The sequence below is a fragment of the Paenibacillus sp. sgz302148 genome, assembly GCF_056120465.1.
The window spans coordinates 256,113-276,931 of sequence record NZ_JBVYOJ010000004.1 but is presented as its reverse complement, the minus strand read 5'-3'; the positions used below and the strand labels follow the sequence as shown (position 1 = coordinate 276,931).

The following is a 20,819-nucleotide window of genomic DNA, read 5'->3' as shown; positions in this document are numbered from 1 at the left end:
TATGAGTTTTAACACCGGGTTGAGGAATAGAATAAGCAAGAATAGTAGAAGTAGAAAGGATGAAAATGATGTCGGAATGGCATATAGGGAACAAAATGACGAGGCAGCGGATTTTAGCCAGAAACGGATCGTTGGCACCGTACTTGATCAAAACAAACACACTGAGCCGCAATCATTTGAAAATGTATTTAGAGCGATATCGGACGGTATTTTTGAAGCCGGTTTACGGAAAAGGCGGAAAAGGGATCATTAAGGTAAGCCGGTATGGTTCCCGCTACCAATGGCACGAGGGGAAACATTCCATGATGTTAACCGGCAAGCGGCATCTTCATCATAAAGTGAAAAGAATTACGTTCGGAAAGCCTTACTTGATTCAAAAAGGAGTTGAACTGCTAAATCTCAGAGGGCGGCCTGTCGACTTTCGAATTTTGATGTTCAAGCCTAAGGATGAATGGGTGTTTATGGGGATTATAGGGAGATGGGCACCTCCTAATAGGGCTGTTACCAACTATTCCTTAGGAGGAAAGGCTATTACGCTCAGGAAAGCTCTTGTTGGGTCCGGCGTTCTGAGTAACTCCAAGTGCGACGTTATCGAGAAGAAGCTGATCGCTCTTGGATATAAGGTAGCGGGGTCTTTTTCCAGGTATAGTAAAGTGCGTAAACTTGGGATTGACGTAGCCATTGACAAGAAATTAAATCTTAGAATCATAGAGCCGAATACGAGTCCAGGCTATAATTTATTCCGTTATCACAACGACAAAATGTTATTTTATAAAATAAGAGGATATTCCAAGTATATTAGTAGAACCTACTATAGAAAATAGAAGAGATAAGGATGACGAACGGGGGGCTAGTTTGGCGTCATCATCTAAGCTTGTCCTTCATACAAATGTAGAAACGCTCATTTGTGGGGGGATAGCCAATGGTCGAGTACGGTCATTTTATCGTATGGATGTTGGGGTTATGTATCATCGTCGGAATCGTGATTTATTTGCTCGCCATGTTCGTTCAGCGGGACAGTCTCCGGCATGACCGGGAATTTGTGTGGATTCATCCCAAATATGAGCCGGAGGATCCAAAAGCAGATTAAAATGCCATAATTTCGTTCAAACTATGTACATCACGATTTACGTACGTAGAGGAGCGAATAGGCATGAGGAAGTTGGTACTTATGATCGTACTGCTTATTGTCGTTCAGGTCATAACGGCTTGTCGGTTGATCGATCAGGAGCCGCAGCTGTCGGTGCAGAACGAAGTATATAATCAGCCGGTGACCGCAGAAGTGTATAAAGGCAGCGCTACCGAGTAGCGGCTGCCTATTCTTCTTCCTCGTCCCATTTTTTGGAGTATGCTTTTTTCGTTACGACCAACAGCAGACCAAGCATGCCAACGCCCATGACGGCGGACAATACGTAAACCATTGTCATAGCTGCGTTCCGTCCTCTCTCGTTTTCGACATATCAAATCTACTATACAGGATTGCGGGCGCAAAAGCTATGGCGAGTCGAACCATACGCAATATCCGGGATTTTTAACCATTTATTAGTTCTATTGACTCAATGATCCTCTATGCATTCCACCTTATTTCTGATATGATTTAGGATATAAGGACTAGATCGTTAGGGGTGGATATGGATGGACATCCAGCTCAAAGTGGAACACTGTCCCCTGTGCGGACGAGTATATCAAAAAAACTTGCGCAATATGTGCGCGAGCTGTACCCACGAATTCGACAGTCAATTGGCGTCGATCGAGCATTTTATGATCCGTAACCGAAGGGCGACGATGGCGGAGTTATGCCTTGCTACGTCGATTCAAGAGAAGGCGATCGTCAAATATATGAAGCTCGGAAAAATTTCCGTCTCGCAATATCCGAATCTTACATATGCTTGCGACTATTGCCAAAGTCCCATCCAGTCCGGGACAATGTGCACTGGATGCAAAATGAGATTAAATGCCGATATCCGCCGCATGAAGGAAGATGAAGAACGAAATAAACCGATATTCCGTCGGCACAATTTTCAAATACGAAACGCATAGTGCTGCGGCATATCGGGTAAGGAAGAAAGGAATAGATAGCCTTGACGATTGAAATAGTACACGTAACCCAAGAAGATCAGCTTAAGCAATGCCTTGATATACGCCGTAAAGTTTTTATCGAAGAGCAAGGAGTCGAAGAAGCACTGGAGATCGATGAGCTCGACGCGTTGTCGGCTGACGCTTCCCATGTGTTGATATTGTATCGCGGCCAACCTGCGGCGACGGGAAGGCTGCGGGCTTATAAGGAAGATGTAGCCAAGCTTCAGCGTATAGCCGTGATGCATGAATATCGGGGACTCGGATTAGGCAAACAAACGGTTGCAGCTTTGGAACGGAAGGCGAAACAATCCGGGTTCAAACAAGCGGTTCTTGATTCGCAATGCCATGCCGAGCCGTTTTATGCCGGTATGGGTTATACGACGATATCCGATAAACCGTTTTTGGATGCAGGAATCGAACACGTCAGAATGACAAAAGGACTGTAATGCCCGGCCTTGGGCTTACGGTCCTTTCATTTTTTCGGGAGGATCCAACAGAGTCCAGTCTTATTAGCGGGCGAGCGGGAAAATGATGCGGAACGTCGTACCGCGATGAATTTCGCTTTCCACCTCGATTAAGCCGCTATGATCGTGGACGATCTTATGGCATATCGACAGTCCAAGCCCGGTTCCGATATCTTTGGTCGTATAGAACGGATTAAATATTTTATCCAGTTCGGTTGACGGAATCCCTTTGCCGGTATCCCGGATTTCCAACACGACGTGATTGTGCTGCTTATGCATCTTGATCGCCACGATGCCTTCATCTTCCATCGCCTCGAACGCGTTTTTGACCAGATTGAGCAGCAGCTGCACGATTTTATCCTGATCCATCAAAACGTTTAAAGCCGCTTCGTCACAATGAAAGTGGATCTCGTGCCCAAGTCGGGTCGCCTCCGATTCCATCAGGTAGATCACCCGTTGGATGCAATTCTGCAGCGGCTGAATTTTATAATGCGTGACATGCGGTTTAGAAAATTGCAGGAACTCCGCGGTCAGTTCGCTCATCCGGTTGATTTCATCCATAATGAGCGCATACCATGGCTCGATCGTGAAATGATTTTGCCGCGACAATTGCAAGAATCCTTTGATCGTTGTGAGCGGATTGCGGATTTCATGCGCCATGCCGGAAGCAAGCTCGCCAACAACCCTCAGTTTCTCGGAACGAAGCATCTGATCCTCGCGTTTGAGCCAAATTTCCCTCTTCATGGAATACAAGTTCGTCTCGGCCATCAAGATCAGCTCGTCTTTGCTCATTCCTTGATCAGGATATGTGCAACACCCGTAGGTCAACTGTATGCCGGTCACGGTAGGGAGTTCCGTGCTAAGGATATAGGAGATTTTCTCGACCGTATTCCAGCCGTCGTTCAGCTTCAGCACAAGAGCGAATTCGTCTCCTCCGTAACGGGCCATCAATAAGGCATCGGTAAACACGATCCGAAGCAAATCGGCTACCTGCTTGAGCATTCGGTTCCCTTCATGGAACCCTTGCTCGGTGTTCATCGTTTTTAGATCGGTGCAATCGATTATGACGAGGATTAACTGATCTCGCGTGTCTTTCAGCAAGTCGTGCAGCTTCTTATGAAATTCTTCGTAATTCAGAAGTCCGGTCAAGGCATCGTGTGTCGATAAAAGTTTCTTTTCCATATTCAGCTCGCGATTTTGCTTTTCTCGGGTGACTAGAAACTCGCACAAGTAGAGGAAGACGAGGAAGCATAACAGGCTAACGAATATTTCCATCATGTCGTTTAGCGTAAGCGGGGAGATGAAGATGCGTACCGTCGTGAAGGTGAACACGGTGAACAGAAACAAAATGACGGCTTTTTTCGAGTTTTGCAGCTTATAGAATTGATACCCGAATACAAGCATGTACAAAATCATGCACCAATTCACTTGCGTCATGTTGTGGAACGCGCCGATGACCAAGATTTGCACGAACTCAATATAGGGGACGCGCAACGGCTTGATATCCAGCGTACTTAGCATCACCAGGGCCGCCGAAATGAAAACGGCGAGATGAGAAACCGCCGTCCCGAGAATGATGGAGGCGCATACATAATATAAGGTGAAAAGAGGGATGACGAAGCGGAACAACGGGATCACGTCTCCAACTTAAAGAATGGTGAGCAGAAAAACCCGAATGATCTCATCCGGGTTGTGCGTGTTATGCAAACGTATAAACTTCCTGCTGCCGAATAAATCGCATTTTCCCGGTATGTCCGACGATTTGCTCCATCGTATCGCCATAATGCATCAAATAAACGATTTCTTGTATGAAATCGGGCAATGTGAGCAGCTGTTCAAGCGACGCGTGGACGACGCCCGGGGCAATCAATTGGCAGTCGTGCAAAATATGACGGATTCCTCTGTTTTTCACCAGATCATCGAGCAGCTCCGGATAAAACTGCATATCCGCGCTATAGAACAACATGTCGTTCAGGATAAAGGAGAAGCTGACTTTGTTCGGAATATGCGGCGTTTGCAGCGCCTCGACCTTAAGGCCTTCATGGATCGTGAACGGCGTATTCGCCGCGATCGGAACAACGTTGAAGTACGATTCCAAACTGTTGTGATCGTCTTGGCGCATGCCGCCCTTGAGCGTTGTTTCCCACAGCGGTTCGATCAGACATTCCGGGATATACAGCGTCGGTTTGATGCCGTATACGAATTTGCATTGAAAAGCGAATTCTTCCAGTCCGCCGACATGATCGCCGTGAATATGCGTGACCAAGATCCCATCGATTTGATCGAAAGGTTTGCCCATCTTGTAGAGCGCCATCGGAGCGGTAATGCCGCAGTCGATCAATAAGGTATAGCCGTTCGCATATACGAGGGCATTGTTGTTGTAATACAATTTGGCAAACGCGCTTCCGGTACCTATCATCTCGATTTGAATACTCATGTCGTCCTCCTGAATACGTCCATTCGATAGCGTTTTGACTTCTTATAAAATTTAACATTATTTGTCGTAAAAAAAAAGAGCTTTTGTCTAAGTATATATGCGCATTTAGGCAAAAGCTCAGGAAATTCGCCCTCCAGCGGCATATGGTATGAGAGAAACCGGTTCAGGAGGGTGCGACGCATGACGAAAAACGTCAAGAAGAAAAAAGAATTATCGGCGATCGACCGGTCGCTGTCCACGATGAAAACGGTATCCTCCGACGTATGTCTCGTCTGCAAACAGCAGTGCGAGCGCGGCATTCGGTACATGGAGCGAATGTCGGAGCCGGGTGCGGTCGGATACGGTGTGCCTTGCATTTTGACGCGCGGCAAGGCTGCGCCGAAGAAATAAGAAATATTTTATGAACGCTGCGCAACTACTGACTTTCACCCGAGTATATACTAACAACAAGAAACGGGAGAATCATCCTGCTTCTGCGACTCGTGACGGATTATACTTGGGAGGGTATTTACATGAAAGTCAGAAGGCTGATCATCTTGACATTAATCTTATCGCTATTCGGAGCATCGATGGTATTCGCAGATACGGTGGGTACGAAAATCCGGGTATTCGTCAACGGCGAGGAGACAGAAGACGGGGGGTATCTTATCGACGGAAAAGCATATTTGCCGGTCGGCCAGCTGTCAACTTTAATTCAAGGGCTTGTTTCATGGGACAATACCGATAAGAAAGTAACGATACAAAAACCGAACGTACACATGATCTTGTTCCAGGAGAAGTCCATATTCCAGAACGTAACGGTCGGCAAATATACGTTTAACGTATTTTGCCAAATCGATAATTTGAGGTCGGACATTTCTTCCGTGAAGGTCACGATCGTCGATCCGTTCGGCAAATCCACCGACATCCAAGAACAGAGCGTAACCGAACAAAAGGAAAGCTTCTGGTTCAAAACGCAGGATCTAAAATACGACTTCAAAATGAAGGGCAAATATACGGTGAAGTTTTTCATCAAACCGGCCAAATCCGACGATTATCAACTCGTGTCGGAGAAGGTCATCCTTTCCAAGGAAGATTGACCCCATTACATGAAAATGGTACTATACTTGGGAACCACAAATCATGAAAGTAGGGATTCCCGATGAGCGAGCATCAACACGGCGACAATTGCGGTTGCGGTCATGATCATGAACACGAGCATGACGATCAAGTTTTCGTCATCACCGACGACGACGGCGTCGAGCATGAAATGGTCATGGTATATACATTTGAAGCGGACGACAAAGCGTATGCGGTATTGTTGGACCGCAACGATCCTGAATCGGACGGCGTCATTTTCCGAATCGAAGAAGAGAATGACGAAGCATTTCTGGCAAGCATCGAAGACGATCAAGAATGGGAAAAGGTCGTTGCGATCTATAACGAAATTGCTGCAAGCGAACAACAATAAGAAGACGAGAAAAAGCTCCCGAATGGGAGCTTTTTGTTTTGCTCATTTGCGAGGATTGAAGTACATGACGCGGCCGTTGAACAGCTGAAGCTCGGCCTTCAGGTCGCGGGCGATATATTTGCACAGCTCGTTGCCTTTCGCTTTGTCGCCGTGGGTGCAGTCGTCGGGGAGTACGACCTGTATGTAATTTCGTTCCTTGTCGTCTTCTATTTTGCTGCCTACGCCGAATATAATATACTTATACAATGGATGTTTGCCCTTTAAGTAAAACCACTCGTTCCCGCTGCCGTCTTTCGTTTCGATCGTGTACGGAAACGCCGCCTCGGCGTAGTCCCAGTCAAGCTGTTGTCCGGTCATCGCGGTTTGTTCTTTATAATGAAGCAGCTTCTGCTTCAGATCTTCAAGTGAGAGCAAGGGAACGGACGAACCTTCTACAAATCGTATAAATGCGCTTTGACTCATATCGATACACCCCACTTAAACTTTACTGGAAACGTCTTCATGTTCAGTCATGATCATCATAGCATCCCGATTCCGGTTTTACAATACGGCATTCACATTGTACGCACGCAATCTGCGACGAGGAGGGTGATGAAATGTACGACATGCTGTACGATGTAACGGAGCGTTCACACATTCACTTTATCGGCTGCGCTTCCGAGTCGGCCCGGTATGATATCGCCGTCGTATTTACCCAATACTTCCTGGGTAAACCGCTTGTTGTCTGCATGCAAACAGGGAGATCGACGCTGCTCTGCGAGGAGGATCTCGGCGACTTGCAGCTGCTAAGGCAGCTGTTCCAGCTTCGCGGAAACGAAGAAGCGGAGGAGCTGGCGCTTCTCTTGACGCACCATCTCCCCCGCATGAGCGGCGAGGACCCTTGTTAATTGACGAAGCCGATATTTATGAAATAGCTTCCTCTTCGACGATCACCTTCACATGCTCAATCGTTCGGTCTTCCGGACCTTTAACCGGGAGGCCGACTTTGAGGTGTTCCAGAATATAATCGATGTTGCGCTGCGAAATGACCTCGCCCGGGAGCAAAATCGGAATGCCCGGCGGATATACGTAGATCACTTCGGCGATGATGCGGCCGGCCGATTCCCGGAACGGGACAACCTCCGTTTCCGCATAAAAAGCGTCCCGTGGCGTCAGCGAAAGCTGCGGAATGTCCGGAATTTGGATCACGACAAGCTCTTTCGCTTCGCTGCCGTGGTACTCCTCCGACAAATGACGCAACGCTTTCAGCAAAATATCGACGCTCTCCTGCGTGTCACCCGGCGTAATGAGGCACAGAATGTTGTACATGTCGCTTAGCTCGACTTCAATGTTGTAATGCTTGCGCAGCCAATTTTCCGTATCGTATCCGGTCAGCCCAAGATTGCGGACATGAATCGTCAATTTGGTCGGATCCAATGCAAATGTCGCTTCTCCTCCCAAAATTTCTTCCCCGAAGCTGTACAAGCCCGGAATTTTATTGACCTCGGCGCGGGCGTACTGGGCAAGACGAATGGCGCCTTCCGCCATCGCATGACCGTTCAGCGCGAGGTGGCGTCTCGACGTATCCAAGGAAGCGATCAGCGGATACGAGGTCGAAGTTGTCGTCAGCATGCTGATGACGGTCTGGATGCGCTGCGGGTTGACAAGTCCGGCCTTGACGTTCAGCACCGAGCATTGGGTCATCGCTCCGCCTAGCTTGTGGACGCTTGTGGCGGCCATGTCCGCACCTGCCTGCATCGCCGAAGTCGGAAGACCTTCATGGAAATGAATCAGCACGCCATGCGCTTCGTCCACAAGGACGGGGATGCCGTGGGAATGCACGACATCGACGATTTCCTTCAAATCGGCGCAGACGCCGTAATAGGTCGGATTGATGACGAGCACTGCCTTGGCTTCCGGATGCTTCTCCAGCGCCCGCTTGACGGCGCGCGTCGTTATGCCGTGGTCGATCCCCAGATTCCCGTCGCGCGCAGGGGAGATGAACACCGGCCGGGCGCCGGAAAACACGATCGCGGCCATGATCGATTTGTGCACGTTGCGGGGGACGATAATTTTATCCCCTGGCGAGCAAACCGACATAATCATCGTCATGATCGCTCCGCTCGTGCCTTGTACGGAAAAGAACGTATAATCGGCACCGAAAGCGGCCGCGGCCAGCTGCTGCGCTTCCGCAATCACGCCGGACGGCTGATGAAGATCATCTAACGGCGCGATATTGATCAAATCTATGGAAAGCGCATTGTCGCCGATAAACGAACGAAACTCCGGATCCATGCCGACCCCTTTTTTATGCCCCGGTATATGAAATTGCACCGGATTTGCTTTCGCATGGTTAACTAATGCTGTAAACAACGGAGTACGGCTCTGATCCATCCCCGACAACCCACCTTTCGACAAACAAATATGAAAATTACAAACAGATTGAGTATAGCAAAAATGGGACCGGTCTACAATAAAGGGATAGTTCAGCGAAATGGGAGGGTCCCTGGTGTCGAATATTGTTAAACGGAAGAATAGAAGAAATGTGTTGCTGTCGCCGTTTGTACTCCAACTTCTCGTTATTTTGTTCGTCGTCGAGTTCGTGAAGGGGGCGCTGCTCGTTTCGATATTGCCCGTCTATATGGGGAGCGTGCTCGGATTTTCCGCGTTTGCGATCGGATGGGCGCTTGCCCTGCAATATATCGGCGATAATTTGTTCCGTAGTCCGATCGGATGGGTCATCGATCGTTTCGGTTATCGGATCGTCATGGTAGGCGGTCTTTTGATCACGTTCGTCTCGGTAGCTATCGTAGCCTTGTCGAGTCACGCGATATGGCTTGTTCTGGCATGCGCGCTGCTGGGCATAGGAACATCGCCTCTCTGGCCATGCGTCGTTACCGGATCTACGCTGATTGCAGGCGACAAGGAGCGGGGAACCGTGATGAGCGTCGTTTATATCGCTTGGATGAGCGGTGTAGGGTTAGGTCCCGTTGCGATCAATTTTGTGATCGGAGGCGGCTTTGGGATAGCGTTCCGTATTTTGATCGTTGCGATGATCGTAGTGCTTGTCGTTGCGTTATTCCTTCCGGGCAGGAAGCGATCCGATGTCATGAACGGCAAAGTGGAAGAACCGGCGACTTCGGAAAATGAAAAGCCTCTAGTGGATTTCAAATCGATGCAAGGCTCGTTGTGGGCGCGAATTACCCATTATTTTCGCGAGGTGCACCGGTCTTTGCATGTAAGCAATTTGTTTTATTTCGCCATGTTCGCACAGACGTTTTCGATTGGCGTGCTGACGCCGATCATTACATTATACGCGCATACCGTCTTGCGGTTATCGCCGCAGCAATACAGCTACTTTCTGATCGCAGGCGGAGCAATCACAGTCCTCATGCTTATACCGGTCGGCAAGCTGGTTGATCGATGGGGAACGGCGATGTTCCTGCATGTAGGCTTTCTCCTTAGCGCCGCGGCCATTTTGTTGTTTCCGTTTGTTAGCGGACTTCCATGGTTATTCTTTTTCGTCGCATTGATCGGCCTCGGATATGCGCTCATCATTCCGGCTTGGAATGCGCTGATCGCCTCCGAGATTCCGGATAAAGAACGAGGTGCGGTGTGGGGGTTTTTCCTGACAATTGAAGGAGCGGGCATGATTCTCGGTCCGATCGTGTCGGGCAAAATGTGGGACACGCTGGGGCCGAAGTCGCCGTTCATCATGAGCGGCATCATCCTGGCCGCATTATTTGTTCTTCATTTGTTCATTTCCACCTCCAAAAAAGTTGTGGTACGATAAAAAGACATGGATAAACGCAAACGCCGGCTAATGAAACATGAATGACGGTGTGCAAGGAGGATTTCACGCAATGAAACGACAAATGATGGCAGCAATGCTCATCCTGATCACGATTTTCATCGGCTTCGGCATCATTATCCCGATCATGCCGGAAATCGTACGCCGAAGCGGCGCCGCTTCGTACGAGTTCCACCTGGGCATGATGCTGTCGGTGTATTCGGCGGTCTCATTTTTCATGTCGCCGTTCTGGGGCGGCTTGTCGGACAAGATCGGGCGCAGGCCGATCATTATGATCGGGGTCATCGGTTTTTCGGTGAGCTTCCTGCTGTTCGGCTTGGCGGGAGAAAACTTATGGATTATGTATGCTTCGCGGGTACTCGGCGGTATTTTCTCCGGAGCGACAACGTCATGTATCGTCGCTTATGTGGCGGACATTACGACGCAGGAGCAGCGGACGAAAGGAATGGCGCTTGTCGGCATGTCCATCGGCCTCGGCTTCACCTTCGGACCGGCCATCGGCGGGCTGCTGAGCGGAATCAGCTTAGCCGTTCCGTTCTACGCTGCGGCGGTTTTGTCGTTAGTGACATTTATCGTAGCCTTTGCATTTTTGCCGGAATCGCTGCCGGCGGAGCGGCGCAATACGAACCAAGGACCGCGGGTATCGCGCTGGACGGCTTTTACCGGTTCGCTGAAGTATTTGTACGTGCTTGCTTTTTTCGTCACGTTCTCGCTGGCCGGTCTTGAAGGAACGCTGCAGCTGTTCGAGATCGAAAAATTCAACGTGACCCCGTTTGATATCGGCCTCATGTTTTTCTTCTGCGGGCTCGTTGGAGCGATCGTTCAAGGCGGCGTCGTGCGTAAAATGATCAAAAACGGCGACGAGAAAAAGGTTATTGCGATCGGGCTCGTCATCTCGGCTATCGGCTTCTTCAGCTTGCTCGGCTCGACAAGCTTCTGGAACGCAACTTTGTTCCTTTGCATTTTTGGTATCGGCAACTCTTTGATCCGTCCATGCGTAACGTCGCTAATTACGCAGAAGACGACCGTAGGACAAGGGATCGCTTCGGGTCTGAGCTCTTCGATGGACAGCTTGGGCCGTATTTTCGGTCCGCTGCTCGGCACGTTGATCTTCTCCTTCAACATCAGCCTGCCTTATATTCTAGGCGGCGTTTTATCACTGGCGGCATTGTTCCTGCTGGCGAGATTCCATACTTTGGATCGGACCAAGCGGGCAGCTCAATCCGCTGCTTAGCGGCAATCATGACAAAAGCTGCACCGGTACAGACCAAGGGTCTATGCCGATGCAGCTTTTTTGGTGCCGTTCTACTCCGCGGCAGGCGATTCCGGGCGGTGCGACGTTGAAAGGCCGTACAAGATCGATTGGATCGTCATTTCGATTTCCCGCTGTTCGTCCCACTCCGAATCCGGAGCCACAATAAACCGCGTGAGCAGAAATCCGATGATGGCGGATACCGTTAACCGGACTACGGTTCGGGGAGGCAAACCGATGATTTGGCCTTTCTCCTGAAAATGAGTCACAATGCGCGACATCGACTCCAGTACCTTATAGCCGACCGCTTCCTTGAACATCTCCTTCAATTCGGGGTGGAAAGGGACCTCCTGCAGCAAAATCTTAATGATTTTTATATTTTTACGGGCAAATTCCAGACGGTTCACAAACACAGCCTGCAAAAAATCTTCATAACGCGCATAATGCGAATCCAGCACCTTCTGAAAATCCCGCAGCACAAGCGGCGCAATCAACTTGGCGAAAGTCGGCAGCACGATGGAGAGGAGCAAATCCTTCTTCGTTTTGTAATGCCGGAAGATCGTCCCTTCCGCGACGCCGGCCTTCTGCGCGATTTCGCTCGTCGACGATGCGGCGAAACCTTTTTCCGCGAATACTTCGACTGCCGCTTTGAGTATGTTGATTTGCTTTTCCGTCATTTTATCGTTGTTATCCGTGACGCTGGTCAGTTCTTGAATCCATTGCTCGAGATCGTCCGTCATTCACTCACCATCCAGTAATCGATATGACAATAACGAAAATCGCCGCAGGGCGCGTACGATTGACGTTATATTTTGCGATGCTTCTTCAATGCCAGCACGTTCGCCGTCATGAAGAATATAGTAAAGCCCAGCAGAACGTATATATCCACTGCGATATCGTTCCACCCTTTGCCGCGAATCATGACGTCGCGAAGCGCATCCGCACCGTAGTATAAAGGCATAATCCGCCCCAGCCCCTGCAGCCATTCCGACATCGTGTCCAGATTGAACAGGCCGGAGAAGAATACTTGCGGCACGATGACGAGCGGAATGAATTGGAACATTTGAAATTCATTATTGGCAAAAGCCGATAGAAAAGTGCCGAGCGACAAGGCCGTCATCGACAGCAGCAGCGTAATGAGCAGCACGTACCCAAAAGCGCCTACCATCATAATATCAAGGATTTGGGTGGAATACCACGCGACCAGCCCAGCCTGCAGCAAGGTGAAGATCCCGAAACCCGCGGTGTAGCCGATTACGATTTCCCATCGTTTGAGCGGTGTGGCGAGCAGCCTCTCCAGCGTCCCGCCCGTCCGTTCGCGGAGGAAAGCGACGCCTGCGATCAGGAAGACGAAGAAGAAGGAGAAGAAACCGATCAGCACCGGACCAAAATTGTCGAAGGCGGCCATGTTCTCCGAACCGTGCAAGTACGAAATGTTCGGCTTCGGCGCTTCAGCCGACGGATTCATCGTTTGCATCGTTTTTTGCAGCAGCAAAATAACGGAACGATTGACGGCGGGATCGCTGCCTTCCAGCTTGACTGCCGGCTGCCTGCCGTCGAAACGAATGATCGCGTCGATGTCGGTTGCATCAAGCGCGGCATCGGCTTCTTCGGTGCTCGCGAATTTGGTTACGATGGCATCCTGATTTTCCAGCTGCTGCACGAACGGATCCGGAACATTGACGAGCCCGAGGTGCGGGTAATACGTTTTCCCGTTAAAAATAAGCGACATTAGCGTTAAAATAAGCAGCGGCGCGATAAAGATCAGCGCCAGCGTTCGTTTGTCATGGAAAAATTGGCGCAATATGCGCAGGACAAGAGCACGGACTCTCATGCGCGAACACCTCCCGGTTCGGTAAGACCGCCATATACGAGAAACGCTTCTTCAATCGTTTCGGTTGACGTTTGCGCCTTCAGCTCCTGCGGCGTTCCGACGGCAATGAGCAAGCCGTCGCGAATCATGCCGAGCCGATGGCATTTGTCCGCTTCGTCCATGACATGCGTCGTAACGACGATGGACGTCCCTTGGCGGCTTAAAGCCTCGAACTCGCTCCAGATTGATTTGCGCAGCACCGGATCGATGCCGACGGTCGGTTCGTCAAGAATGAGCAGGCGGGGCTCGTGCAGCAGGGCAATCGCCAGTGACAGCCGCCGCTTCATCCCGCCGGAATATAGGCGAATCGGTTTTTTGAGATGGTCGGTCAAATTTACCAATTCCATTACGGCGTCAATTCTTCGCTTGCGTTGCTGTCCTTTTAATCCGTAAAGAGCGGCAAAAAACTGCAAATTCTCAAGCGCCGTCAGCTCGGCGTAAAGCGCGTCGGATTGCGCCATATAGCCGATTTGGCGCATGAGCGCAAGGCGGGGCATTCGTTCGCCGAACACGTACGTTTCGCCGCTCGTCGCTTCGTCGATGCCGGCGATCATTTTGACAAGCGTCGTTTTCCCGGAGCCGGACGGCCCGAGCAGCCCGAATATTTCCGCGCCGGGCACTTGCAGCGTAATGTTCTGCAATACGGTTTTATGGCTGAAACGTCGTCCCACTTGCTTAAGCTCAATGCAAGGCAGAGTAGTCATAGGTAAACCTCCTTGACTTTTCGAAAGTGAGTAATCACTCATTTTCTTTAGTGTAAATCGAAGACAACCATGTTGTAAAGTGAGTAATCACTCATTTTTAAAATAAAATTGTTTCTGGTGCGGTTCATCTTGCTCCGACATCAGCAAATGATCATTTCAGACACAAAATAGCGCATTCAATGCATTTCCAAAGCGCATATCATGCTGTACATTTACATTAGTTGCGGCGCCGCTGCTGTTGTGGATCGGAGGTGGGGGAAGATGAACGAAACAAGAAGCGTGCCGATGTTCGAAGTAAAAGATTGTTACGCGGGAACGGTCATATATCCTCCCGGCGGTACGTACGGTCCGAGGCAGCAGGCGGAAATCCAGCTCGTATTGCTGCACAGCGGCCGGGTGAGGATTGAGGTGGACGATGCGGTGTATAGATACGGACCGGGACAAGTGATTTTGCTTACGCCGAATCATCGCGTTTATATCGCCTTCGCCGAAGCGGAGGAGACGTGGCATCGGTGGGTGACGGTAAATCCGGATGAGCTTGACGAACACACTTCAGCATTTTTGGAGCAGTTACCGGTTTCGTTGCCGCTATCGGGAAATATGAACGCGCTCGTCGATGTGCTGGTTGATTTGCAGAGGCAAGGGTTATCCGGCGAATCCGCGGTGCAACATTCGTTGGCGCGGGCAGTCTTTCAGCTGTACGCATCGGAAAGCCGGAAAGGGGAGGCCGCCGGCAAGCCTTCGGCGATTACTCATGTGAAATCGTTCGTCCAAGAGAATTACGGCGACGGGTTGACGCTTGGGCGACTTGCGGCGGCAGCCCGGATGACTCCCGGACATCTTGTTCGAGTATTCAAGCAGTACGAAGGAATAACGCCGATGGAATACGTTTGGCAATATCGGCTGGAGCGCGGGGTTGAGCTGCTGCGAACGACTGGACTGCTCGTCGGCGAAGTTGCGGAACGCTGCGGCTTCAAAACCTCGTATCATTTCGCGCGCCGCGTGAAGGCGGAAACAGGGAGCACGCCGACGCAGATCCGATGGGCTCATTGGGGGAAGTCAGCGGAAAAAGGGTTAGATTAGGACCTAACAAGGAGGAGAAGAAGATGGTTGAAACGTTAAAGACACAATATGTGCGGGACGGGTATGTTGCGCTCCGTCAACTGTTTACGCAAGAAGAGGTCGCTCGGCTGAAAGAAGCCGCAAGACAAGTCATTCGGGAGCTACCCGAAGGGGAAGCCCGAGAAGTGACGAAAACCGGGGTATATGTCGGCATGGCTGCCGCAAGCGACGCCTTCAGAATTGCGGCGGCCCATCCCAAGCTAGTGTTGGCATTGCGGGAAATCATCGGCGAACATATCGTTTTTTTAAGCGATAAAATCGTGTTCAAAAACGCCGCGACCGATTTTGGCTCCCCGTGGCATCAAGATTATCCGTATTGGCTCGGCCAGCATAAGCTGTCCGTCTGGATCGCGCTCGATCAGGCGACGCCGGAGAACGGCTGCTTGCGCGTCGTTCCGGGATCCCATGCTTCGGGAGCGATCGAGCATGGAGGCGACGCTTCCGACGGAATCGGTTTCGGCAACCGGCTGAAGCCGTCCGACATCGATTCGTCGCAAATCGTGGATTTGCCGGCATCCCAGGGGGATGTAATCTTATTTCACGACCTGTTGTTCCACGCATCGTACCCGAATCAATCCGGCAAAGACCGATGGGCGTTAATCTCGACCTACAAGAACGGGGCGGAGGAAGATTTGGAATATGAATGGGCGAAAGCGGCATTTACCGTAAGCGAGGGTGTTTAAGTAGGGAGTTGGGTTTGGCTAAAGCAGGCAGGTTGTCTAAAAGCGGAGCTTAGTCGGCTTAGTCAATAAATTATACTAGGTAGGGTAAGTCCGGTAAGTCGGATTGTCGGGTATGTTCGCCTAATCTGGTGAGTCGGGTGGTAGCTCCCTGCGCGGTGGTGTAATGTCGAATGACGGTGGTCGACCACATCAATGGAGAAGTCGCGGCATTGTTGCAATTTATACAACAATGTAAGAAATGTCATAGGTTTTTCGGGATCATGTTGTGCTGGGTACAACATTTTCGGCAAACCAGTTGGTTTTTAGGGAGAATTGCTGTATCCAGTACAAGAATTGTTTGCTGCTTTGCTACTTTCAACGTTGTTGTTGCAAAACATACAACATTTTTGCTCGTCGAAACGAATTGGAATCCCATGGAGCACCTTGGAACCCCTTGGAACCCCTTGGATCTCATTAGAACGGAAAATAAAGAAAGAAACATTTAACATATCTACTGCACCCAAAACAAAAGCATGCCCAAACTCATTACGAGCCGGGCATGCTTTTCTGCGGCTTTGACTTAATCCTCGGTCTCGCCGCTCCAAAGGCGGCGCATCTCTTCGCTTGTGGCCAGCAGATGCTCCAGAGAGCCTTCGGCTTCGATGCGGCCATCCTTGAGCACAATGATGTGATCGGCGTGGGCCAAAGCGGCTTNCAAAGGCGGCGCATCTCTTCGCTTGTGGCCAGCAGATGCTCCAGAGAGCCTTCGGCTTCGATGCGGCCATCCTTGAGCACAATGATGTGATCGGCGTGGGCCAAAGCGGCTTTGCGGTGCGACACGACAAGGCAGGTCGCACCTCCGCGGCTGAACAAACGCTCCCACAGCTTCTGTTCCGTCTCGACGTCGAGCGCGCTCGACAAGTCGTCGAAGACGAGCAGCTCGGCGTCGCGGGCGAACATGCGCGCGGCGGCCGTCCGCTGCGCCTGGCCGCCGGACAGCTTGACGCCACGCGGGCCGATCGTCGTATCGAGCCCGCGTGGCAACTGGGTCACATCGCGCTCCAGGACGGCGGCGTGCAGCGCCTCGTCCAGGATGTCCGCAGACTCGTTGCGGCCAAGCAGGATGTTCTGTCGCAGCGAGTCGCTGTAGAGCCGCGGCACCTGCGGCGTATACGCGCTGCGCGGCGGCGTGAAGAAGCTGCCGGGGTCGGCGACGGCTTCGCCGTTCCAGCGGATGACGCCGCTATCGCCGGGCAGCAGCCCGAGCAGCGCGCGGACGAGCGTTGTTTTGCCGGAGCCGATCCGGCCCGTCACAACGGTGAAGGAATGGCGCGGCAGCCGCAGCGTAATCTCCTCGATGCCCCGGCCGGTCGTCGGATAACGATAGGTAAGCCGCTCCGTTTCAAGCAGCGCAAGCTGATCCTCCGGCCGCTTATTCGGCTGCTCCGTGCTGGGCAAGCTTCCGCTCAGATAGAGCGGGGTGCGTTCAAGCAGTGTTTCTCCTTGTGCGCCTTGAAGCAAAGCGATCATCCGGTCTTTCGATACGCCGGTTTGCTTGTAATGCGTCAGAAACTTGCCGAAGTTTTGGATAAATGCAGTGACGAACGTCAAGTAATAAACGAACAAGGAAAAGTCGCCGACCGTAAAGCTGCCGTCGCGCATCGACTGCGCGGCGATCAGCAGCACGAGGCCGGTTCCGATATTCACTGTATTGGCAAAGACGGAATCGAGCATTTGCGTGAACAGCTTGTCTTTGACGATCGAAGCCCGGCGTTTGTCGTTTAAGCTCCGGAACCGATCGATGACTCGGTCCTCGGCACCCGCAACCTGAATCGCTTGGACGGCGCCGAACATTTCGCTGATTGCCCCCGTCACTTGGCTTGTCGCCTCGCGGCTCGCCGCCCGGTATTTATACAGCCGGGTCGTAGCCAGCTGGGCTAAGCCGACGACAACGACTAGCGGGAGGAACACGAAAACGGTTAATGTCGAGTTGATGTTGACTAGAATGAAAAAAGCGACGGTAGCGAACACGGCTACGCCGAAGGCGTCGACGGACCAGCTTAACGCTTCCTCGGTTTCGTCGACGTCATCGCGGAAGTAGCTGATCGCTTCGCCGGGAGAACAAGGAATCGCTCGAGCTCCAGGCTCGGTCAGCACATGCTTCAGCATGTTGTGCCTGAGCTGCGCTCCCATCCGGAAGCGGTAATGGACGTCGGTCAAAACCCCGCATAAGATAAGTGCGACGCGCCCAAATGCGGCAGCGATCAATAATGCGACAATGGCCCATATTGTAAAGCCGTACGGAGAGTTTCCGGTCAATGAATCGAAAAACTGCTTCGTCACCCAGCCCGGCGCTATCGGGACCAAATAAATGAGCGTCCAGGCCGCAGCGTTCAACATGTATAAGCCTGGACGCGATTTTAACAGCGACCAGAAAAATTGAAAATTCGTCATGCCAGCACCTCTTCCATGCCAACGGAGAGCATCCGGCTGAACCGGCTGTTGCGGTCAGCGGCCAGCTTCGTCCGTTCGCCGAATTCAACGATCCGGCCGTCCTCCAGAATCAATATATCGTCGACTTGCTGTATCGTAGCAAGACGGTGGGCGATCATGATGCATGTGCGATGCTCAAGCAGCTTGCGAATGGCCATTTCGAGCTTCTGCTCGGTGGCGGGATCCAGCCGCGACGACGCTTCGTCGAGAATCACGACGCCCGGGTCGGTCAAGAAGACTCGGGCAAACGCCAGAAGCTGTGCTTCGCCTGCCGACAATCCGCCGCCGCCGGAATCCAGCGGCGCATGAAGCCCACCCGGTTGAGCATGAAGCCATGTGTCAAGGCCAAGCTCCTGAAGGACGGTGAGAATCCGGGAATCCGGGATCGAGTCGTCATAAAAGGTCAAATTGTCGCGAATCGAACCTTGGAAAATTTCGATCTGCTGCGTAACCATCCCGACCCGGCTGCGCAGCTCGCGCAGATGGGCGTCGCGAATGTTCGTATTCTCCAAATAAATGCCGCCTTCCTGCGGATCGTAGAAGCGGAGCAGCATCCGGGCGAGCGTTGTTTTGCCGCTGCCGGTTCTTCCGAGAACGCCTAACGACCGCCCGCGTTTCAGCGTAAAATCAATGTCGGCAAGAGTCGCCGTTTGCGGTTCGTAACCGAACGTCATCCGGTCGAACCGAACGGCTAGCGCGCCATTCGGGATCGGAACGCCGGCACCTTCGGTTATGGCCGAGCGGGTTTCGAGCAATTCGCGAATTCGCGTGATGCTGGCATCGGCTCTTTGCAAATCCTCCATTTGCGTGCGGATTTTTTCGATCGGCTTGGCAAGCAGCTCGGTGTAATAGAAGATCATATAGACCGACCCCATCGTAATCGCGCCGCGATGCCACATATATGCGCTGATTGCGAATGCGACGGCCGTGCCCATGGCAAATACAACAATGGTCGTGTTCCACATCCAGGCGAAGCCGAAGAAGGCTTTCCTCCGCAGCGGCAGCCATTTGCGCATCATCTCATAGAAGCGGCGCATGACATACCCGGTCGCTCCGTTGGCGCGCGTATCTTCCGTGCCTTCCAGCTGTTCTCCCAGAAATCCGTAGAATTCGGCGCTCATCTCGCGGACTTTCCGCCAGTTTTGAGAGGTGAGCCTTCGTACGTATTGCACGGCCATGAAAGCAAACACAACGAACAAAGTCATGGCGAGACCGATCTGCCAGCCTTCCACGAACATGAGGGCGAGGATACCGACCATGAGCAGCATATTGCTGAGCAGCGATACGGTGAAGCTGGAGAAAAAGTTGGCGAGCGAGTTGATATCGCCGTCTACGCGCTCGATCAGCGCGCCGGACGTGTGCGATTTGTGAAACGTCATGTCGAGGCGCAAACAGTGGGAGGCGACATCGCCCCGCAGCTTGTTCGTCGCGGCCCAGCCTACATTTTCGCTGATGTAAGTGGCCAAGATGGTAAATACTTGGTTCAATAGGGAAACACCGATAAAAAAGGCCGCGGCGTATAAAAGGGCTTCCAATTCCGCTCCCGATTGCGCGGAATCGATGAACTGTCGGATGAGCTGCGGATTGATCAGCTGCATCCCGATCGAAGCCAGAAGCAGGATGCAGAGCAGCGTGATGCTTTTCCACTGCGGCCGCAAATAATCCGCCAGAAGGGCGGTATATTGGCGCAGCGGTATTTTCGTACGAGACATTCGGGATGGCTCCCTCCTTTGCGATTCAAGGCTGTGTATCCAATAAATTTAGTGGATAATGTAAAAAGCGTCAATCGGATCATATGACTTTATCGAATTTTTCCTGCGGGAAACAAAAAGCACCGAAGCGGTTCGGTGCCGGATTGGAGGATAGGGACGGTCAAGCTATAGCAGAGGAAGCGAGTAGCGGGCAAAGCCTTCTCCTTCGTAATTGTAACGTTCGCATATGGTATATTTCCGGTTGCCCGGTCCGACAGTAAGGGAGTGCTCCCGCAAATAGGTGTCGATCATTTCGCCTGCGGCATCGAAGTCGCCGGATTCGCTCGCCACGACGACGCATTGCTGCGGCGGCACCGTCAGCTTAATGTACCATTCCGGTATGCCGTCGAACGATTCGACTTCGACGCATAAAATGTAGGCATGCGTCTCCGGGCGATCCTGCCCCGGAACCTGCGGCCACATGCCGTAATGAATCTGCGGATTGACGATTCCTGGCAAGTAAGGCGTAGAAGAGAGCAGGCTTTCCTTGGCGTTCCTATATTTGCTGCCCATGTCGTGCAAACTGACGCAAGGGATGCCGATCAGCTTCAGTTCTCCATGCTCAACGATCACAGGACTCATATTCGGCAATACGTTCGTCGCTTCTTTCAGAATCATTAGACGTTCTCCTCTACTCTCGATTTTTTCGATTCACGAACTGGAATGTGAAACCATTATATCGAACCTACGTTCGGAATGTCAATGGATGAATACGGCGATCACATTCAATCCCAATCCTGTT

Annotated in this window: 22 protein-coding genes; 12 read left to right on the top strand and 10 right to left on the bottom strand. The window is 51.5% G+C overall.

Annotated features, from left to right (window positions below; translation table 11 throughout):
• Nucleotides 1-59: 59 nt before the first annotated feature.
• The 4 genes from AC0LWM_RS08420 to AC0LWM_RS08405 all read left to right on the top strand — a co-directional run bounded on the left by AC0LWM_RS08420 (nt 60) and on the right by AC0LWM_RS08405 (nt 2,525).
• A complete protein-coding gene (locus AC0LWM_RS08420; RefSeq protein WP_474674463.1) occupies nt 60-824 on the top strand; it encodes a YheC/YheD family protein in 765 nt (254 codons plus the stop codon).
• A gap of 98 nt (nt 825-922) precedes the next feature.
• Entirely contained in the window at nt 923-1,090 is a 168-nt protein-coding gene (locus AC0LWM_RS08415) for a hypothetical protein (RefSeq protein WP_474674462.1), read from the top strand.
• Between the two features lie 63 nt (nt 1,091-1,153).
• Entirely contained in the window at nt 1,154-1,309 is a 156-nt protein-coding gene (locus AC0LWM_RS08410; RefSeq protein WP_474674461.1) for a hypothetical protein, read from the top strand.
• A gap of 772 nt (nt 1,310-2,081) precedes the next feature.
• Nucleotides 2,082-2,525, top strand: coding sequence for a GNAT family N-acetyltransferase (locus AC0LWM_RS08405; protein ID WP_474674460.1), 444 nt, complete (start codon nt 2,082-2,084; stop codon nt 2,523-2,525).
• 63 nt (nt 2,526-2,588) lie between these two features.
• Here AC0LWM_RS08405 and AC0LWM_RS08400 read toward each other — a convergent pair whose 3' ends face one another.
• Together AC0LWM_RS08400 and AC0LWM_RS08395 are read right to left on the bottom strand one after the other, a co-directional pair.
• Entirely contained in the window at nt 2,589-4,172 is a 1,584-nt protein-coding gene (locus AC0LWM_RS08400) for an ATP-binding protein (RefSeq protein WP_474674459.1), read from the bottom strand.
• Nucleotides 4,173-4,242: 70 nt separating this feature from the next.
• Entirely contained in the window at nt 4,243-4,980 is a 738-nt protein-coding gene (locus tag AC0LWM_RS08395; protein WP_474674458.1) for an MBL fold metallo-hydrolase, read from the bottom strand.
• A 180-nt stretch (nt 4,981-5,160) separates the two neighbouring features.
• Between AC0LWM_RS08395 and AC0LWM_RS08390 the strand changes: the two genes are divergently transcribed.
• From AC0LWM_RS08390 to AC0LWM_RS08380, 3 genes are all read left to right on the top strand, one after another.
• A complete protein-coding gene (locus AC0LWM_RS08390) occupies nt 5,161-5,370 on the top strand; it encodes a hypothetical protein (RefSeq protein ID WP_474674457.1) in 210 nt (69 codons plus the stop codon).
• Nucleotides 5,371-5,492: 122 nt separating this feature from the next.
• The gene (locus AC0LWM_RS08385) at nt 5,493-6,059 is read left to right on the top strand and encodes a stalk domain-containing protein (protein ID WP_474674456.1); all 567 of its coding nucleotides are present in this window, start codon (nt 5,493-5,495) and stop codon (nt 6,057-6,059) included.
• Between the two features lie 62 nt (nt 6,060-6,121).
• Entirely contained in the window at nt 6,122-6,430 is a 309-nt protein-coding gene (locus AC0LWM_RS08380; RefSeq protein WP_474674455.1) for a DUF1292 domain-containing protein, read from the top strand.
• 42 nt (nt 6,431-6,472) lie between these two features.
• Here the strand turns inward: AC0LWM_RS08380 and AC0LWM_RS08375 are convergent, their stop codons facing one another.
• Nucleotides 6,473-6,892: a DUF1885 family protein gene (locus AC0LWM_RS08375; protein ID WP_474674454.1), complete on the bottom strand. Its 420-nt coding sequence runs from the start codon at nt 6,890-6,892 to the stop codon at nt 6,473-6,475.
• A 134-nt stretch (nt 6,893-7,026) separates the two neighbouring features.
• Here AC0LWM_RS08375 and AC0LWM_RS08370 point away from each other — a divergent pair, with 134 nt between their 5' ends.
• A complete protein-coding gene (locus AC0LWM_RS08370; RefSeq protein WP_474674453.1) occupies nt 7,027-7,317 on the top strand; it encodes an SAV0927 family protein in 291 nt (96 codons plus the stop codon).
• 16 nt (nt 7,318-7,333) lie between these two features.
• Here the strand turns inward: AC0LWM_RS08370 and AC0LWM_RS08365 are convergent, their stop codons facing one another.
• Entirely contained in the window at nt 7,334-8,803 is a 1,470-nt protein-coding gene (locus AC0LWM_RS08365; protein WP_474674452.1) for an aminotransferase class I/II-fold pyridoxal phosphate-dependent enzyme, read from the bottom strand.
• A gap of 115 nt (nt 8,804-8,918) precedes the next feature.
• Here AC0LWM_RS08365 and AC0LWM_RS08360 point away from each other — a divergent pair, with 115 nt between their 5' ends.
• The gene (locus tag AC0LWM_RS08360; protein ID WP_474674451.1) at nt 8,919-10,202 is read left to right on the top strand and encodes an MFS transporter; all 1,284 of its coding nucleotides are present in this window, start codon (nt 8,919-8,921) and stop codon (nt 10,200-10,202) included.
• Nucleotides 10,203-10,272: 70 nt separating this feature from the next.
• Nucleotides 10,273-11,454, top strand: a complete 1,182-nt coding sequence (locus AC0LWM_RS08355) for an MFS transporter (protein ID WP_474674450.1) — start codon at nt 10,273-10,275, stop codon at nt 11,452-11,454.
• Nucleotides 11,455-11,525: 71 nt separating this feature from the next.
• Here AC0LWM_RS08355 and AC0LWM_RS08350 read toward each other — a convergent pair whose 3' ends face one another.
• From AC0LWM_RS08350 to AC0LWM_RS08340, 3 genes are all read right to left on the bottom strand, one after another.
• Nucleotides 11,526-12,212, bottom strand: a complete 687-nt coding sequence (locus AC0LWM_RS08350) for a TetR/AcrR family transcriptional regulator (protein ID WP_474674449.1) — start codon at nt 12,210-12,212, stop codon at nt 11,526-11,528.
• A gap of 65 nt (nt 12,213-12,277) precedes the next feature.
• Nucleotides 12,278-13,306: an ABC transporter permease gene (locus AC0LWM_RS08345; RefSeq protein ID WP_474674448.1), complete on the bottom strand. Its 1,029-nt coding sequence runs from the start codon at nt 13,304-13,306 to the stop codon at nt 12,278-12,280.
• Nucleotides 13,303-14,049 carry an ABC transporter ATP-binding protein gene (locus AC0LWM_RS08340; protein ID WP_474674447.1) on the bottom strand — a complete coding sequence of 249 codons (747 nt, stop codon included), beginning with the start codon at nt 14,047-14,049 and terminating at the stop codon, nt 13,303-13,305. The genes AC0LWM_RS08345 and AC0LWM_RS08340 overlap by 4 nt, the downstream gene beginning before the upstream one ends.
• Before the next feature lie 261 nt (nt 14,050-14,310).
• On the opposite strand from AC0LWM_RS08340, the gene AC0LWM_RS08335 reads away from it, so the two are divergent.
• Both AC0LWM_RS08335 and AC0LWM_RS08330 read left to right on the top strand, forming a co-directional pair.
• On the top strand, nt 14,311-15,132 hold the full coding sequence (locus AC0LWM_RS08335; protein ID WP_474674446.1) for a helix-turn-helix transcriptional regulator: 822 nt from the start codon (nt 14,311-14,313) through the stop codon (nt 15,130-15,132).
• Between the two features lie 23 nt (nt 15,133-15,155).
• Complete coding sequence (locus AC0LWM_RS08330; RefSeq protein WP_474674445.1) at nt 15,156-15,854, top strand: phytanoyl-CoA dioxygenase family protein; 699 nt, start codon at nt 15,156-15,158, stop codon at nt 15,852-15,854.
• A 525-nt stretch (nt 15,855-16,379) separates the two neighbouring features.
• On the opposite strand, the gene AC0LWM_RS08325 is transcribed toward AC0LWM_RS08330, so the two are convergent.
• The 3 genes from AC0LWM_RS08325 to AC0LWM_RS08315 all read right to left on the bottom strand — a co-directional run bounded on the left by AC0LWM_RS08325 (nt 16,380) and on the right by AC0LWM_RS08315 (nt 20,695).
• Nucleotides 16,380-18,287: an ABC transporter ATP-binding protein gene (locus AC0LWM_RS08325; RefSeq protein WP_474674444.1), complete on the bottom strand. Its 1,908-nt coding sequence runs from the start codon at nt 18,285-18,287 to the stop codon at nt 16,380-16,382.
• Nucleotides 18,284-20,038: an ABC transporter ATP-binding protein gene (locus tag AC0LWM_RS08320; RefSeq protein ID WP_474674443.1), complete on the bottom strand. Its 1,755-nt coding sequence runs from the start codon at nt 20,036-20,038 to the stop codon at nt 18,284-18,286. The genes AC0LWM_RS08325 and AC0LWM_RS08320 overlap by 4 nt, the downstream gene beginning before the upstream one ends.
• A gap of 165 nt (nt 20,039-20,203) precedes the next feature.
• Nucleotides 20,204-20,695: an AraC family transcriptional regulator gene (locus AC0LWM_RS08315; protein ID WP_474674442.1), complete on the bottom strand. Its 492-nt coding sequence runs from the start codon at nt 20,693-20,695 to the stop codon at nt 20,204-20,206.
• Nucleotides 20,696-20,819: the final 124 nt, after the last annotated feature.

Coding starts and splice junctions, on each gene's coding strand:
- AC0LWM_RS08420 (WP_474674463.1), top strand. CDS start 60: ATGAAAATGATGTCGGAATGGCATATAGGGAACAAAATGACGAGGCAG.
- AC0LWM_RS08415 (WP_474674462.1), top strand. CDS start 923: ATGGTCGAGTACGGTCATTTTATCGTATGGATGTTGGGGTTATGTATC.
- AC0LWM_RS08410 (WP_474674461.1), top strand. CDS start 1,154: ATGAGGAAGTTGGTACTTATGATCGTACTGCTTATTGTCGTTCAGGTC.
- AC0LWM_RS08395 (WP_474674458.1), bottom strand. CDS start 4,980: ATGAGTATTCAAATCGAGATGATAGGTACCGGAAGCGCGTTTGCCAAA.
- AC0LWM_RS08390 (WP_474674457.1), top strand. CDS start 5,161: ATGACGAAAAACGTCAAGAAGAAAAAAGAATTATCGGCGATCGACCGG.
- AC0LWM_RS08385 (WP_474674456.1), top strand. CDS start 5,493: ATGAAAGTCAGAAGGCTGATCATCTTGACATTAATCTTATCGCTATTC.
- AC0LWM_RS08380 (WP_474674455.1), top strand. CDS start 6,122: ATGAGCGAGCATCAACACGGCGACAATTGCGGTTGCGGTCATGATCAT.
- AC0LWM_RS08375 (WP_474674454.1), bottom strand. CDS start 6,892: ATGAGTCAAAGCGCATTTATACGATTTGTAGAAGGTTCGTCCGTTCCC.
- AC0LWM_RS08370 (WP_474674453.1), top strand. CDS start 7,027: ATGTACGACATGCTGTACGATGTAACGGAGCGTTCACACATTCACTTT.
- AC0LWM_RS08365 (WP_474674452.1), bottom strand. CDS start 8,803: ATGGATCAGAGCCGTACTCCGTTGTTTACAGCATTAGTTAACCATGCG.
- AC0LWM_RS08355 (WP_474674450.1), top strand. CDS start 10,273: ATGAAACGACAAATGATGGCAGCAATGCTCATCCTGATCACGATTTTC.
- AC0LWM_RS08350 (WP_474674449.1), bottom strand. CDS start 12,212: ATGACGGACGATCTCGAGCAATGGATTCAAGAACTGACCAGCGTCACG.
- AC0LWM_RS08345 (WP_474674448.1), bottom strand. CDS start 13,306: ATGAGAGTCCGTGCTCTTGTCCTGCGCATATTGCGCCAATTTTTCCAT.
- AC0LWM_RS08340 (WP_474674447.1), bottom strand. CDS start 14,049: ATGACTACTCTGCCTTGCATTGAGCTTAAGCAAGTGGGACGACGTTTC.
- AC0LWM_RS08335 (WP_474674446.1), top strand. CDS start 14,311: ATGAACGAAACAAGAAGCGTGCCGATGTTCGAAGTAAAAGATTGTTAC.
- AC0LWM_RS08330 (WP_474674445.1), top strand. CDS start 15,156: ATGGTTGAAACGTTAAAGACACAATATGTGCGGGACGGGTATGTTGCG.
- AC0LWM_RS08320 (WP_474674443.1), bottom strand. CDS start 20,038: ATGTCTCGTACGAAAATACCGCTGCGCCAATATACCGCCCTTCTGGCG.
- AC0LWM_RS08315 (WP_474674442.1), bottom strand. CDS start 20,695: ATGATTCTGAAAGAAGCGACGAACGTATTGCCGAATATGAGTCCTGTG.